Origin of the sequence: Actinacidiphila guanduensis (assembly GCF_900103985.1) — a bacterium.
In the GTDB taxonomy this organism is placed as follows: Bacteria; Actinomycetota; Actinomycetes; order Streptomycetales; family Streptomycetaceae; genus Actinacidiphila; species Actinacidiphila guanduensis.
In genome coordinates, this window is record NZ_FNIE01000001.1 from 382,683 (window position 1) to 397,043 (window position 14,361).

10 protein-coding genes are annotated in these 14,361 nt (G+C 73.3%); 5 read left to right on the top strand and 5 right to left on the bottom strand.

The window, feature by feature from the left end:
* Nucleotides 1-2 precede the first annotated feature (2 nt).
* Nucleotides 3-707, bottom strand: coding sequence for a succinate dehydrogenase cytochrome b subunit (locus tag BLR33_RS01695; protein ID WP_093782403.1), 705 nt, complete (start codon nucleotides 705-707; stop codon nucleotides 3-5).
* A gap of 94 nt (nucleotides 708-801) precedes the next feature.
* On the opposite strand from BLR33_RS01695, the gene BLR33_RS01700 reads away from it, so the two are divergent.
* On the top strand, nucleotides 802-1,764 hold the full coding sequence (locus BLR33_RS01700) for a LysR family transcriptional regulator (RefSeq protein WP_093782404.1): 963 nt from the start codon (nucleotides 802-804) through the stop codon (nucleotides 1,762-1,764).
* Nucleotides 1,765-2,208: 444 nt separating this feature from the next.
* The gene (locus BLR33_RS01705; protein WP_093782405.1) at nucleotides 2,209-3,033 is read left to right on the top strand and encodes a helix-turn-helix transcriptional regulator; all 825 of its coding nucleotides are present in this window, start codon (nucleotides 2,209-2,211) and stop codon (nucleotides 3,031-3,033) included.
* Between the two features lie 375 nt (nucleotides 3,034-3,408).
* Here the strand turns inward: BLR33_RS01705 and BLR33_RS01710 are convergent, their stop codons facing one another.
* Complete coding sequence (locus BLR33_RS01710) at nucleotides 3,409-5,463, bottom strand: phosphocholine-specific phospholipase C (protein WP_093782406.1); 2,055 nt, start codon at nucleotides 5,461-5,463, stop codon at nucleotides 3,409-3,411.
* Between the two features lie 338 nt (nucleotides 5,464-5,801).
* Here BLR33_RS01710 and BLR33_RS01715 point away from each other — a divergent pair, with 338 nt between their 5' ends.
* The 3 genes from BLR33_RS01715 (at nucleotide 5,802) to BLR33_RS01730 (ending at nucleotide 10,404) form a co-directional block, all read left to right on the top strand.
* Nucleotides 5,802-7,427, top strand: a complete 1,626-nt coding sequence (locus tag BLR33_RS01715; RefSeq protein ID WP_093782407.1) for a purple acid phosphatase family protein — start codon at nucleotides 5,802-5,804, stop codon at nucleotides 7,425-7,427.
* 411 nt (nucleotides 7,428-7,838) lie between these two features.
* Nucleotides 7,839-10,013, top strand: coding sequence for an MMPL family transporter (locus BLR33_RS01725; RefSeq protein WP_093782409.1), 2,175 nt, complete (start codon nucleotides 7,839-7,841; stop codon nucleotides 10,011-10,013).
* 124 nt (nucleotides 10,014-10,137) lie between these two features.
* Nucleotides 10,138-10,404: a metal-sensitive transcriptional regulator gene (locus BLR33_RS01730; RefSeq protein WP_093782410.1), complete on the top strand. Its 267-nt coding sequence runs from the start codon at nucleotides 10,138-10,140 to the stop codon at nucleotides 10,402-10,404.
* A gap of 14 nt (nucleotides 10,405-10,418) precedes the next feature.
* On the opposite strand, the gene BLR33_RS01735 is transcribed toward BLR33_RS01730, so the two are convergent.
* The 3 genes from BLR33_RS01735 to BLR33_RS01745 form a co-directional block, all read right to left on the bottom strand.
* A complete protein-coding gene (locus BLR33_RS01735) occupies nucleotides 10,419-12,026 on the bottom strand; it encodes a DUF5010 domain-containing protein (protein ID WP_093782411.1) in 1,608 nt (535 codons plus the stop codon).
* Between the two features lie 226 nt (nucleotides 12,027-12,252).
* Nucleotides 12,253-12,993 carry a class I SAM-dependent methyltransferase gene (locus BLR33_RS01740; RefSeq protein ID WP_093782718.1) on the bottom strand — a complete coding sequence of 247 codons (741 nt, stop codon included), beginning with the start codon at nucleotides 12,991-12,993 and terminating at the stop codon, nucleotides 12,253-12,255.
* A 140-nt stretch (nucleotides 12,994-13,133) separates the two neighbouring features.
* Nucleotides 13,134-14,348, bottom strand: coding sequence for a lytic polysaccharide monooxygenase (locus tag BLR33_RS01745; protein WP_093782412.1), 1,215 nt, complete (start codon nucleotides 14,346-14,348; stop codon nucleotides 13,134-13,136).
* Between the last annotated feature and the right edge of the window lie 13 nt (nucleotides 14,349-14,361).

Sequence of the window (14,361 nt, forward strand, 5' to 3'; positions counted from 1 at the left end):
CCTCAGTGGACGGTTCCGGTCATGACGCCGACGGGCACGGCGATGAAGCCGCCCGCCAGCACCACGGCGACGACGGTGGCGACGGTCTTCAGCGCGCGGTCGCGGCTGCGGCTGCCGACGCCGAGGGTCTGCGCGGCGCTCCACAGCCCGTGCCGGACGTGCAGGCCGAGGGCGAGCATCGCCACGATGTAGATCACGTCGCCGTACCAGGTGTGGAAGGTCGCCTCGACGTTCTGGTACGGGTGGCCGGGCTGCGCGTTGCGGTTGACGGTCAGCGTGGTGAGGTCCAGCAGGTGCCAGACGATGAACAGGGCGAGGATCACTCCGCCCCAGCGCATGGTCCGTGTCGCGTACGTGGCGCGGGCCCGGCGGTGGACGTAGCCGACCGGGCGGGCCCTGATGTCGCGGCGGCTGAGCTGGTAGGCGGTCACGATGTGCGCGACGACCGAGGCGACCAGCACGACACGGATGATCCACAGCGCCCACTCGTAGTGGAGCGCGGGCTCGCCGAGGGTGCGCAGCCAGTGCGCGTAGCCGTTGTAGTCGCTCGGGCCGAAGAAGATCTTCAGATTGCCGAGCATGTGGACGAGCAGGTAGAGCAGCATCACCAGGCCGCTCACCGCCATCACCGTCTTCTTGCCGACGGTGGAGTCCCACACGTTGCGCGCCATGGAGGGCCGTCGGGCCGGCCGCGTTGCCAGTGCCATGGACACGACGGTAGGACCCGCGGACAGCAGTGGTCCAAGACATGATCGGGCTCGTCTCCATAGCCACCGCCTATCAAGCGTTATCGTGGGGGCCATGCAGTTCCAGCAGCTGGCGTACTTCGTGGCGGTCGCCGACACCCGGCACTTCACGCGGGCCGCCGAGGCGGTGCACGTCTCGCAGCCGTCGCTGTCGCAGCAGATCCGGGCGCTGGAGAAGGAGCTGGGCTCGCCGCTGTTCAGCCGGGCCCGGGGCAACATCGCGCTCACCGACGCCGGCGAGGCGCTGCTGCCGCTGGCCCGGCGCATCCTCGCCGACGCCGACACCGCCCGCCAAGAGGTGCTGGAGCTGGCCCGGCTCACCCGCGGCCGGGTCCGCCTGGGCGCCACGCCGAGCCTGTGCACCGGCCTGCTCCCCGATGTGCTGCGCGCCTTCCACGACCGCCACCCCGGCATCCGGCTGCAGATCGAGGAGGGCGGCTCGCACGACCTGGTCCGCGAGCTGGCCCGCGGCGCGCTGGACCTGGCCCTGGTGGTCCTGCCGCTGCCCAGCCCCTCCCCCGCGCTGACCACGATCGAGCTCTTCCAGGAGGACCTGGTGGTCGTCTCGGCCGACCCGGCCCCCGCACCGGCCGACGCCGCCGGTGCGGGTAAGGCCGGGAGGCCGCTGCCCTCGCCGCTGCGGATCGCCGACCTGGAGGGGCGGCCGATGGTGATGTTCCGGCATGGCTACGACCTGCGCGACCTCACCTTGTCCGCGTGCCGCGCGGCGGGCTTCGAGCCCTATCTGACCGTGGAGGGCGGCGAGATGGACGCGGTGATGGGCTTCGTACGGGCCGGGCTCGGCATCGGCGTGGTGCCCACGATGGTCGCCGCCCGGGCCGGCCCGGGCCTGCGCGTCACCCCGCTCGCCCGGCCCGGCCTGCGCCGCACCGTCGCCCTCGCCCACCGCAGCGACGTGGCCCCGCCCCGGGCCGCCCGCGTCCTTCAGGACGTCCTGCTCGCCGCCGCCCGCCAGGCCATCCCGGGCCCCGGCCTGCACCCGCCGCAGGTGAGCTGAGCACGACCGCAGCCGAGCCCGCCACCCGCGACCTGCACGACACGCAGCCCGCCCGCCGCCCGGCACCCCCCACCACCGCGGGTCCGCAGGTCCGCTGGGCAGCGTGGCGCCATCAGGGCCCGCCCGCGTCCTGCCGGAGGCGCAGCCCGCCCGCCGAGCCGTTCCCCCGGCACCCCCGCACCCCCGCACCCCCGCGGAGCAGCGTGGCGCCATCAGCGCCCGCCATCCGTGTCCGGCCGGAGGCGCAGCCCGCCCGCCACCTGCCGGGCCGTCCCGCGCCCCCGCCTGCACCTGTCACAGGCCCGCTGAACGTCGGCGCCCCCGGCCGCGCCCGGGCCTTTCCGGGAGCCGGCCTGCGAGACAGGCCGGACGCGACCGCTTCGGGCCGCCCGTGGCAGGCTTGACCTGCGCGCTCGGGCTCACGACGCAAGGGAGGTGGCGCACGTGGGCGACGGTCCCGACCACCCGCCGCACGTCCACGAGGTGGACGCCTGGCGGCCGGGGGTCGCCGGCATCTCAGAGGTGCTGCACGCGCACTTCACCGACCACGCCTATCCCGTGCACACCCATGAGACGTGGGACCTGATGCTGCTGGACGACGGCGCCGTGGACTTCGCCCTCGACCGGCGGCGGCACGACGCCACCGACGCCAGCCGGGTGGTCCTGCTGCCGCCGGGCGTCCCGCACGACGGCCGTACGGTCAACGCGCTCGGCTTCCGCAAGCGCGTGGTCTACCTCACCACGGACATCCTGCCCGCGCGGCTGGCCGGGCCCGCCGTCGACCGCGGGCCGATCCTCGGCGACGTCGCGCTGCGCCGCCGTGTCCACCGGCTGCACACCGCGCTGCGGCACGAGGGCGACGCCTTCGAGGCGCAGTCACGCCTGGCCTTCGTGCGCGAGCGGCTGCTGGCGCACCTCGAAGGGCGGCGGGTACGGCCGCCGGGGCGCGAGGGCGACCGCCTGGCCGCGCGGCTGCGCGAACTGCTGGACGCCCACACCACCGACGGGCTGACCCTCGAACAGGCCACGGCGGTCCTGCACGCCCACCCCACGCACCTGATCCGCGCGTTCTCCCGTGCCTACGGGTTGCCGCCGCACGCCTACCTCACCGGCCGCCGCATCGACCTTGCCCGCCGCCTCCTGCTCTCCGGCGCCCGCCCCGTCGACGTCGCCCCCGCGGTCGGCTTCTACGACCAGTCCCACCTGGCCCGCCACTTCACCCGTCACCTGGGCGTCCCCCCTTCCCGCTTCGCCACCAGCCACCGCTAGTTCTTACGGGTACGGCTCCCGTCTGCGCCAAGACGGCCGGTTGGCCGCCGCCTGCACCCCGCCATGGGCGGGTCGCGCAGTTCCCCCAGAGCTTCGCCTGGGGGTACCCAGCGCCCCCTCAGGCGATACGCCTCACCCTTCGCGCAAAGGGCAAGCCCTACAGGGGCACTGGGGGTACCCCCAGGCGAAGCTCTGGGGGAGGAACTGCGCGCGCAACCGCCCACCGGGCGGCAGGCGGCGACGAGACGGAAACCCCCGCGGCGGGGAGCCACCCTCGCCACAACGCCGCAGGCGGCGACGGCGACGAACCCCGACGGCGAGTTGCCGCCCTCGCCAACACCGTGCGGCCGCCCCCGCCAACAGCGAGCGGCCGCCCTAAACAGTGGCGATCGCCGGATCCGTCACCCCGGGGCGCCCCGTCTCGACGTGGCCGGCGAAGCGCCGCTCGAAGGAAGGGTCGTGGTCGGTGAGGACGGTCACGTCGTACCAGCGGGAGCCCACCGTGAGGTCCACCTGGAAGGACTCGCGGCGCCCGGCGCGGACCACGAGGGTCCGCCGCGCACCCCCGTACGCGTTCGTGAGGGTGAAGCGGATGTCGGAGTGCCCGGAATTGGTCAGTGTGAGGTCGAGCCGGCCGGCGGTGTCGTGCCGGGCGGTCACCTCCGCGCCGACGCGGAAGGCGGAGCCCTTGAAGCCGCGCAGGAAGCCGTTGGGCCCGTGCACGGTGAGGTCGTACTCCCCGCCGGTGGCCCCACTGTCCCAGGTGCCGGAGATCTTCCGGCCGGCCTCGGTGGTGTACGTCCAGGGGCCGTCCGTGCGGTTCGCCGAGGTGACGTGGAAGCAGGCGCCCGCGGCCGGGCCGCCGCCGAAGGTGAGCGTGACCTTCCGGTCCGAGCCGGTCACGGCCGCGTCGGTCAGCGGCGCGTAGGGCAGCGGCCGGGTGGGCCGGTGGCCGCGTTCCTGTCGCGGCACCGCCTGGTGGGCGGGCGGCACGGGGACGTAGGAGTCGTGCCGGTCGGAGTCCGGCGGCTGGTAGCCGTCGGTGCCGGGCAGCCGGGCCGGCTCGTCGCGGGTGAGCGAGAAGTCGAACGCGGAGGTGAGGTCGCCGCACACGGCTCGCCGCCAGGGCGAGATCTGCGGCTCGTGCACCCCGAACCGCCGCTCGATGAAGCGGATGATCGAGGTGTGGTCGAAGGTCTCGGAGCAGACGTAGCCGCCGGTACTCCAGGGCGAGACGACCAGCATCGGCACTCGCTGCCCGAGGCCGTAGGGGCCGGGCGCGTAGGTGGAGTTGCCGCCGAAGTGCTCCAGCGAGGTGTCCGCGGTGGAGGCGCCGCCGCCGGCCGCGGCGGGCATCGGCGGGACCACGTGGTCGAAGTAGCCGTCGTTCTCGTCATAGGTGATGAACAGCGCCGTCCTCGCCCACACCTCGGGGTCGGAGGTGAGCGCGTCGAGCACCTGCGAGATGTACCAGGCGCCGTAGTTCGCGGGCCAGTTGGGGTGCTCGGAGAACGCCTCGGGGGCCACGATCCAGGACACCTGCGGCAGCCGCCCGGCCGTCACGTCGGCGCGCAGCACGTCGAAGAACCCGTCGCCGGCCTTGGCGTCGGTGCCGGTGCGGGCCTTGTCGTAGAGCGGGTCGCCGGGCGCCGCGTTGCGGTACTGGTCGAAGTAGAGCAGGGAGTTGTCGCCGAAGTTGCCGCGGTAGGCGTCCTCGATCCAGCCCCAGCCGCCGGCCGCGTCGAGCCCGTCGCCGGCGTCCTGGTAGATCTTCCAGGAGACCCCGGCCTGTTCCAGCCGTTCGGGGTAGGTCGTCCAGGCGTAGCCCAGCTCGGAGTTGTCGACGACGGGGCCGCCGCCCTTGCCGTCGTTGCCGCACCAACCGGTCCACATGTAGTAGCGGTTGGGGTCGGTGCCGCCGATCAGCGAGCAGTGGTAGGCGTCGCAGATGGTGAAGGCGTCGGCGAGCGCGTAGTGGAACGGGATGTCCGCGCGGGTCAGATGGGCCATCGTGGCCGCGGACTTGGCCGGGATCCACTGGTCGTAGCGGCCCTGAGCGACGGCCGCGTGGCTGCCGGTCCACTCGTGGTTGAGGCCCTCGAGGAACTGCAGGCCCAGGTTCTCGGCGTCCGGGTGGTAGGGCAGCACCTCGCCGCCGCTGCCGTCGGGCTGGTACCAGACCGGCTCGCCGCCGGGCAGGGCGACCGGGCGCGGGTCGCCGAACCCGCGCACCCCGCGCAGGGAGCCGAAGTAGTGGTCGAAGGAGCGGTTCTCCTGCATCAGGACGACGATGTGCTCCACGTCCTTGATGGTGCCGGTGCGCCGGCCGGCCGGGATGGCGGCGGCCCGGGTGATGCTGCCGGACAGCGCCGTGAAGCCGGCGGTGGCGCCCGCTATCTGGAGGAAGCGGCGCCGGTTGAGTTCGCTCATCGAGACCTCTTTGGCTCGGGTGGGGGGCTCGGGGGTGCGGCCCTTCGGAGGCGGTCCCACACCAGCGAGCGCGGGCGAAGGACCGGTGTCCGCCGGGTGTCACCGGACGGTACGCGACGCGAACAGCGCCCGCCAGGGTGGGCGGTGGTACGCCCGGGACGAGGGAGGACACGGGTGGGTGACCGCCGGTCACTGTGGGTTTGGTCGTCGCCGCGCAAGCAGGAGTTCAACTCCCCGTCGCCGGAGGGCGCGAGTCTGCACGTCGTTCGCACGCCCGGGTCCCCCACAGCCCGTCACCCCGCCCCAGATCCGCGCACGATCCGCGCCAAGGAGCAAAGATGGCAGCACAGTTGGACGCGTCGGAGCCTTCCGGCGAACGCATCGGCCGCCGCACGGCGGTCGGCCTGCTCGGCACCGTGGGCGCCGCCGCGGTCGCCGCGCCGCTGCTCACCGCGACGCCCGCCGCCGCGGCGCCGTCGTCTTCCGCGTCTTCCGTGTCTTCGGCGTCTTCCACGGCCTTCCACCCCTCCCCCGACACCGGTGGGGCGCCGCCCGTGCAGGGCCTGCACCTGACCTTCGGCAAGGACCCGTCCACGCAGATGGTGGTGTCGTGGCTGACCGACTCCCCGGTCAAGCGGCCGCGGGTGCTCTACGGCACGATCGAGCACGGCCTCGGGCAGGGCGCGAACGCGCAGACCCGCAGCTACAGCGACGGCAAGTCGGGCCGCACGGTCTACGTCCACCACGCGCTGCTGAGCAAGCTCACCCCGGGCAAGGACTACCTGTACGTCGTCTCGCACGACGGCGCCACCCCGGACAGCGGCACCTTCACCACCGCCCCGCGCGGCCGGCAGCCGCTGACCTTCACCAGCTTCGGCGACCAGTCGGCGCCGCAGGTGACCTGGAACACCGACGGCACGGTGACGCTGGACGCGAACTCCACGCCGGCCACCAAGGACATCGTCACCGGCATCGAGCAGGTCGCGCCGCTCTTCCACCTGCTCAACGGCGACCTGTGCTACGCCAACCTGGACCTGGACCGGGTGCGCACCTGGAACAACTTCTTCACCAACAACACCCGTTCGGCCCGGTTCCGGCCGTGGATGCCGGCCGCCGGCAACCACGAGATCGAGTCCGGCAACGGCGCGATCGGCCTGGACGCCTTCCAGACCTACTTCCAGCTGCCGTCCACCGAGACCGACCCCGAACTGCAGGGCCTGTGGTACTCCTTCACCGCCGGCTCGGTGCGGGTGATCGTGCTGCAGAACGACGAGGTGTGCCTGCAGGACGGCGGCGACCTCTACATCAACGGCTACTCCGGCGGCCGCCAGATGGCGTTCCTGGAGCGGGAGTTGAAGGCCGCCCGGGCCGACCGCGACATCGACTGGGTGGTCGTGGCGATGCACCAGGTGATGATCAGCTCCTCGGACGCCAACGGCGCCGACCTCGGGCTGCGCGCCGCCTACGGACCGCTCTTCGACCGCTACCAGGTGGACCTGGTGGTCTGCGGCCACGAGCACAACTACGAGCGCTCGCTCGCGGTGCGCGGCGTGGTGGGCGGCAGCGAGACCCTGACCCCGAACCCGGTCTCCACCCGCACCGACGACATCGACACCGGCCTCGGCACCGTGCACATGGTGCTGGGCGGCGGCGGTGTGTCGGGCACCACCAACCAGTCGTTCTTCAAGGACGGTACGGCCAAGGTGATCACGGCCGTGTCGGCCACCCGCCCGGCCGGCGGCAAGCGCGCGGCCACGTACGTCAAGGAGGAAGCGGTCTGGACGGGCGTGCGCGACCTGGACCACCCCTACGGCTTCGCGGCCTTCACGGTGGACCCGGGCCGCTTCCCCGGTGACACCACACGGCTGCACGTGACGTACTACAACGTCAACAAGCCGCACGGCGACCTGTCGGTCTTCGAGCAGTTCACGCTGCACCGCAAGCGCTCCGACGGCAACCGCTGACGCCCGCCCGGGCGTGAGGGCCGACCCTCACGCCCGTCCCGCGCCGGCCGCTCCCGCACCGGGGAGCGGTCGGCGCCGGCGTTTTCGGGGTCGGGGTCGGGGTCGGGGTCGGGGTCGGGGTCGGGGTCGGGGTCGGGGTCGGGTCCAGCGTTCTCCGGGCCGGGTTCCGGGTGCTCCCGGCGGAGGCGCCAGCGGGTGACGGGCGCGTGCGGCGGCGGGTGTCCGGGAAGGCGCGGGCGTACGGAAGGGCAGCGCCGCGGCTTCGCCCTGCGGATACCCCCCGGTGTATTTGCGCGCGGCCCGCCGCGCCCTTTACCGTGGGGCTTCGGATACCCCCTGGGGTATCCACCCGCGAGAACTCCGCGACCCCGCAGTACGGCCCCGCAGGGCCTCATCGGAAGGGCTGGTCCCATGACGTCCGCGCCATCGCAGCACGCCGCACCCTCCGGCGAGCGCGCCCCCGCCCCGCAACCGCCGCCCGCGCCGGGGCCGTTCGGCCGGCTCGGGGTCTGGTCGGCCACCCACGCCAGAGCGGTCTTCGTACTGTGGATCGCCGTGGTCGCCGGGCTCGGCGCCTTCGCGCCCAAGGTGGACTCCGCCCTGTCGGGCGCGGGCTGGCAGGCGAACGGCTCGCAATCGGTGGCCGTGCGGCAGATCGCCCAGGACCACTTCGGCGGCAACGCCTCGACCGCCCTCCAGGTCGTCGTCCACGCCGACCGGCCGGTGGCCGACCCGGCGGTGCGCAAGGTGATCGCGAGGGCCGAGAGCCTGGTGCGGGCCGACCCCCGCGTCGCCCAGGTGCTGCCGCCGCAGCCCGGCGCGACCGTCAGCCCCGACGGCCGCACCGCGATCGTCCTGGCCGGCGCCGGGACGGACCCGAACACGATGGTGCGCGCCGCCGACGACCTCAAGGGCCCGCTCGCGGCGCTGTCCGGCGGCGGCATCACCGTGCACGCCACCGGCGCCTCGGTGCTGTGGAGCGACTTCAACACCGCCAACCACGACGCGATGATGCACTCGGAGATCCTGTCCTGGCCGGTGACCCTGGTCATCCTGGTGCTGGCCTTCGGCTCGCTGGTGGCCGCGGGCCTGCCGCTGCTGCTCACCATGGCCGGGCTCGGCGCCTCGGCCGGCTCGCTGGTGCTTCTGACGCACCTGACGCCGGTGTCCATCTGGGCGATGAACTTCGCCATGATGTTCGCCCTCGCCCTGGGCATCGACTACGCGCTCTTCCTCGTGATGCGCTTCCGCGCCGCCCGCGCGGGCGGAACGCGCGGCACCCTGGCGGCGGTCGCCGAGACCATGGACACCGCCGGCAAGGCCGTGGCGCTGTCCGGTGCCACCGTGCTGGTGAGCCTGTCGGCGGTGATGCTGGTGCCCTCGCCGGCCTTCCGCTCGATGGCCGGCGGCATCATGCTCGCGGTCGTCTTCGTCCTGGCCGCCACTTTGACGCTGCTGCCCGCGGTGCTCGCCAAGCTCGGCCCGCGCGTGGACGCCGCCGCCCTGCCGTGGGCGAAGGCCGGCGGCGCGGGATCGCCGCGGTTCGCCGCCTGGGGCGAGCAACTGTGGCGCCGGCCGCTGCTCTACGGCGGCGCCGCCCTGGCGGTGCTGCTGGTGCTGGCCGCGCCCGTGCTCGGCCTGCGCACCGCGATGCCGTCCATCGCCGTACTGCCCAAGGACGCCTCCGCCCGCGCCGGCTACACCGCCGTGCAGGACGCCTTCGGCCCCGGCACCCCGGGCACCCTGCAGATCGCCGTGCCCTCGGCCGCGGCCGCCAGGGCCGCCGAGGTCGCCCGGCACACCCACGGGGTCGCCGCGGTGTTGCCGCCGCAGCAGGCGGACGACCGCTCGGGCTGGTCGATGGTGCAGGCGGTGCCCTCCGTCGACCCCTCGGACCCGGCGCTGTCCGGCACCGTGCACACGCTGCGGGCGGACCTGCCGCCCGGCAGCCTCGTCGGCGGCGCCTCGGTGGAGAACCTCGACCTGCAGCGCGTCCTGACCCAGAAGACCCCGCTGGTGATCGGCGTCGTCCTCGCCCTGGGCTTCCTGCTGGTGCTCTTCGCGCTCCAGGCGCCGCTGGTGGCCGCCCTGGGCACGGCCGCGAGCCTGCTGTCCACGGGCGCCGCTTTCGGTGTCGCGCGCCTGGTCTTCCAGGACGGGCACGGCGCCGGGCTGCTCGGCTTCACTTCGCAGGGCTTCCTCGACGGCTGGGCACCGGTGTTCTTCTTCGCGATGATCTTCGCCATCGCCATGGACTACACCGTCTTCCTGCTCGCCGCAGCCAAGGAGCACCACGAGCGCACCGGCGACCCCAAAGCGGCGATGACCGGCGCCATGGCGCACTCCGGCCGCGTCGTCTTCGCCGCGGCCGCGGTGATGGTCGCGGTGTTCTTCACCTTCGCGCTGTCCGGGCCGCTGCCGCCCAAGGAGATGGGCATCGTGCTGGGCGCGGCCGTCCTGCTGGACGCGGCCCTGGTGCGCCTGGTGCTGCTGCCCGTGCTGCTCCGCCTCACCGGCCGGGCCGCCTGGTGGAGCCCGGCCTGGCTGCGCCGGGTGCTGCCGGACGTGCGCTTCTCCCACGGCTGACGGGTTCGGCGGGGTTTGGCGGGGGTATGGCGGCCGGCTTCGCGCGAAGCCGGCCGCCATACCCCCTGGGGTACGCTGAAGCAGGCGGCAACCGGCCACCGGAGAGGAAGGTGCGGTCGTGGGAATGGCAGTGGACGACGACGCGATGCAGGCGGTGCTCAACCGGCTCAGGCGCGCCCAGGGCCAGTTGTCCGGCGTCATCGCCATGATCGAGGCCGGACGGGACTGCAAGGACGTCGTCACGCAGCTCGCCGCCGTCTCCCGCGCGCTGGACCGGGCCGGCTTCAAGATCGTCGCCAGTAGCATGCGGCAGTGCCTGGCGGCCGCAGACGGCACGCAGCCGCCCATGACCGAGGCCGAGTTGGAGAAGCTCTTCCTCGCCCTGGCCTGAACCGCCCCGGCTGCCTAGGAGGCGGTCGCGCGCCACCAGTTCACGTTCAGGCCGCCGTTGGGGTACTCGATGCGGACGGTGTGATAAGTGCCGGGCTGGAACTGGAAGGTGCCGGCGTCGATGGTCTGCCAGGTCTGCCAGCCCCCGGTGTTCGGCACGGTGACGGTGGATCCGGCGACGCCGTCCACCACGAAGCGCAGCTGCGTGCCCGGGTTGGGGGTGGCCACCCGGACGGTGAGGTCCTCGGTGTTCTGCAGCGGCACTTCGTTCCACTGCTCCGACTCGCCCGTGGCGATGAGGCCGACGTTCCAGCCGCCGCCGGTGTCCGTCGTCGTCTGCACATCGAGGCTGTCGGCGCGGTAGACGCCGAAGTCGTTGCCCGCGGTGGTGTCGGTGGCGGAGTCGGCGGTCTCGGCCTGCACGGTGAGCGTGCCGGGGAAGGGCGCCTTGGAGTAGCGGCGCAGGATGTTGAGGTCCTGGCCCGGGTAGTCGCGCTGGGTGGTGGCGTAGGGCGCGTTCTCCGTGCGCCACAGGGCCGCGTTCTCCAGCCAGTCGGTGAAGCCCTCCACGAGCGTGAGGTCGTCGCCCTTGCCGACGGTGTTCGCCAGGTCGCCGACCAGCGTCTGGCCGTGGTTCGGGTCGATCACCATGTTCGAGCTGCCGGTCACGAAGTGGAAGCCGGGCACGGTGGCGCCGAAGGCGTGGCCGTTCAGCGTGTCGTTGGTGTACGTCGGGCTCGGCACGCCGAACCACGCGTCCTGGCCGTCTGCGACGGAGGCGACCGCGGGGTCGTTGGCGATCCAGGACTGGTCGGTGACGAAGTAGGGGTTCTCGCCGAACTGCGCCTGCGCCTGCGAGCGGACGTAGGAGAGCATCGCCGCGGAGTGGCCCCCGCCCTGGTTGCCGAAGGCGAAGGAGTTGTCGGACCACAGGTAGACCAGCGGGCGGCCGCCGACCTTGTAGAGCAGGTTGTCGGGTACGGCCTGGAAGAACGCCTTCAGGTCGTTGTCCCACAGGTACTGGTAGCCGCCTTCGCCCGCGCCGGTGGTGTCGCCCATGTCGAAGACCGGGTCGTAGCCGCCGGTGTGGTGCTTGACCTGGTTCTTCTTGTCGGTCATCGAGGCGGGCGTGTCGTCGAAGGCGGCGATCTTCAGCTTGTCGGCGGCGCCGGCCTGGTTGATGGCCGCCACCAGCTGGGTCAGCTCGCGCGGGTCGCCGCCGCCGTTGGGCACGGCGGAGCCGGGGACGTAGCCGCGGGTGTCCACGGCGACGAAGTCCACGCCGGCGGTGACCAGTTGCTCCACCGCGTCCAGCCAGAACTGCGAGCTCGGCTGCCCGGCCGCCTGGTAGAGCGGCAGGTTGTAGATGGTGTTGCCCTGGTTGGTGTACGGGCCGCCGGCGATGGTGGAGGTCTCGAAGCCGAAAGTCACTCCGAGGGCGCCGGTGACGTTGGCGGCGCGGTGGCTGAGCTGGGTGCCGCCGTTGTCCACGACGGCGGCGGTTGCCGCGGGTGCGGCCGAGGCGGTGCCGTCGAGGGCGGCCGGGGTGGCGACGGCCGCCGCGAGAGCGCCGCAGACCAGCAGGACGCGGGAGGTGTGCCAGGGTCCGGTGCGGTGGCGCATGGGCGTCACGGTCCCTTCGTGGCCGCTCGCGTGGGGGCGGGCGGCGTGCAGACAGTGGGGGAAGCGGGGCGCGTGGTCACGGTGAGACCTCTGATGAATCCGCGCCGAGCCCTCACAAGATCGGGCCTGGGGCCGGTGGTGTCAAGGGGCGCACGGGTCAACTGGCCGTACTGATCGGACGTTTGGGGCAGACGGGTCCGGCAGGCCCGCGGGGGTGGGCGCCCACTCAGACGCGGCGGGCCAGCACCAGACGGCAGTTCGGAGCACCGTCGGGTCGGAACCCGAAGCCGGCCAGCGGCACGGTGGTGACGTCGAAGCCCGCCCGGGTGAGGTCGCGGCGCACCGGGCCCAGCGGGAAAGTGCGGTAGTACATCACGAACGGCGGCCGCCACAGCGCGTTGCGCACCCGCATGGCCGCGTCGAAACCGGCCATCGCCCACCACCACGGGGTGCCCACGCGCGGTGGCGCCGGGACCGGGAAGGCGAACAGGCCGCCGGGCGCCAGGGCCCGGTGGACGCCCGCGAAGAGCGCGGGCCGCTCGGCGGGCAGGAAGTGGCCGAACGCGCCGAAGCTGACCGCCAGTGCGAACTCCCCACGGAAGGGCAGCGCCCGCGCGTCGGCCCGCACCAGCCGGGCCCGCGGGTGCGCCGCGTGGGCCCGGGCGAGCATCCCCGCACTGAAGTCCACCCCCGTGACCGGGCCTTCGCACAGCTCCGCCAGCAGCCCGAGCCCGGCGCCGGTCCCGCAGCACACATCGAGCCCGGCCGCGAAGGGCCCGAACGCCCGCAGCGCCTCCCCCGTCGCCGTCAGGAACCGCTCCGGCGTCCGGAACGGCGTCCGGTCGAACTTCGGCGCCAGCAGGTCGTACCCGTGCTCCACTGAGGACAGCGCCTGCACGGCCAGCTCCCGCAGCGTGGGCCGCCCGTCCGCGCGGGCGGCGGCGCCGGATGCCGGCTCGGAGGTCAGGGCGGAAGCCGGGTCGGACGTGGGGCCGGACGTCGGGTGGGCGGAGGTCACGGCCCCAGCCTAGGACGAAGGGTGGCCGCGCGGCCCGCCGCCACGGTGGGGGGATGGGAGGCGGCGGCGGGCCGGGCGGCCGAGAGGCGTCAGCCGGGTTGGCAGCTGAACGCGGGGGGTGAGGAAGGTGCCGTGCCGTTGGCCACGTAACCGAAGGTGGTGCTGGCGCCCACCGCCAACCGGCCGTTCCAGTCGGCGTTCTCGGCCATCTGCTGGCCGTTCATCGTGCTGAAGGTGGCGCTCCAGGAGCTGGCGATGGTGGTGCCGGCCGGCTCGGACCACATCACCATCCAGCCCAGCAGCGGCACGGTGCCGTTGTTGGCCACGGTGACCTGGGCCTGGTAGCCGCCGCTCCAGGAGTTGGTCACCGAGAAGGTCGCCGAGCAGGACGTGCCGGTCGGCGGGGTGCCGCCGGTGGAACCGGCCGACGTGCCGGACGAGGTGCCCGACGAGGTGCCGGACGTAGTGCCCGAGGACGTACCGCTCGTCGTACCGGACGACGAGCCCGCGCTCGTACCCGAGGACGTGCCGGACGTCGTGCCCGACGTCGTGCCGCCCGAGGTGGTCCCGCCGTTCACCCCGGTCACCTGCCCGTTGCCGCCGTCGAAGACGACGTCGGAGCAGCTGTAGAAGGTCTCCGTGCTGTCCGAGCGGGCCCACACCGTGTAGATGATCGCCGGGCCGGTCTTGCCGGAGGGCAGCTGGGCCGTCCAGTCGTAGTGGCCGTCGAGCGTGCCGACCGGGCCGGTCTCCGGCGGGTGGTCGGCGGTGGCGAAGGGCGTGGACTCCAGGTCCGACCAGGCCAGCGGCTTGGTCGGGTCGTAGCCGTTCTTGGTGACGTACATGTAGAAGGTGCCGGGGTGGGCGGCCCAGGCGTTGTAGCGGAAGGCGTAGGTCGCCCCGGACGTCAGGTGCGTGACCGGCCAGTCGTTGCGCGGCAGGTCGAAGCCGGCGAACGTCGGGTTGCCGCCGCTGCACAGCGAGCCGTCCGGGATGAAGCCTGAGGTGCGGCCCGCGCCGTCCGAGCGCAGCACGCTGAACCAGTTGTAGAAGGGCGTGGTGCCGCCCTGCGCGGCGGCCGCGGCGCAGGCCGGGTTCTTCGGGACGATCTCCCCGGTGCTGGTCAGGCCGTCCTCGTAGCACAGGAAGGTGCGGCTGCCGGGGTTCATGGGGGCGCCGTGCGCGGTCGCGGTGTGGCCGGTCAGCAGCACCGTGGTGAAGGCGGCCAGGGTCGCCACGATCGTGAGCAGTGCGAGTCTGAGCGGCCGCGGCGCTCCGGGAAGGGTCAAGGGTCGGAACGTCATCGCATGGGGGTCC

What these genes read in the sequence shown, in the direction of transcription:
- BLR33_RS01745 (WP_093782412.1), bottom strand. Translation starts at nt 14,348, where the DNA reads ATGACGTTCCGACCCTTGACCCTTCCCGGAGCGCCGCGGCCGCTCAGA.
- BLR33_RS01700 (WP_093782404.1), top strand. Translation starts at nt 802, where the DNA reads ATGCAGTTCCAGCAGCTGGCGTACTTCGTGGCGGTCGCCGACACCCGG.
- BLR33_RS01715 (WP_093782407.1), top strand. Translation starts at nt 5,802, where the DNA reads ATGGCAGCACAGTTGGACGCGTCGGAGCCTTCCGGCGAACGCATCGGC.
- BLR33_RS01725 (WP_093782409.1), top strand. Translation starts at nt 7,839, where the DNA reads ATGACGTCCGCGCCATCGCAGCACGCCGCACCCTCCGGCGAGCGCGCC.
- BLR33_RS01735 (WP_093782411.1), bottom strand. Translation starts at nt 12,026, where the DNA reads ATGCGCCACCGCACCGGACCCTGGCACACCTCCCGCGTCCTGCTGGTC.
- BLR33_RS01710 (WP_093782406.1), bottom strand. Translation starts at nt 5,463, where the DNA reads ATGAGCGAACTCAACCGGCGCCGCTTCCTCCAGATAGCGGGCGCCACC.
- BLR33_RS01730 (WP_093782410.1), top strand. Translation starts at nt 10,138, where the DNA reads ATGGCAGTGGACGACGACGCGATGCAGGCGGTGCTCAACCGGCTCAGG.
- BLR33_RS01695 (WP_093782403.1), bottom strand. Translation starts at nt 707, where the DNA reads ATGGCACTGGCAACGCGGCCGGCCCGACGGCCCTCCATGGCGCGCAAC.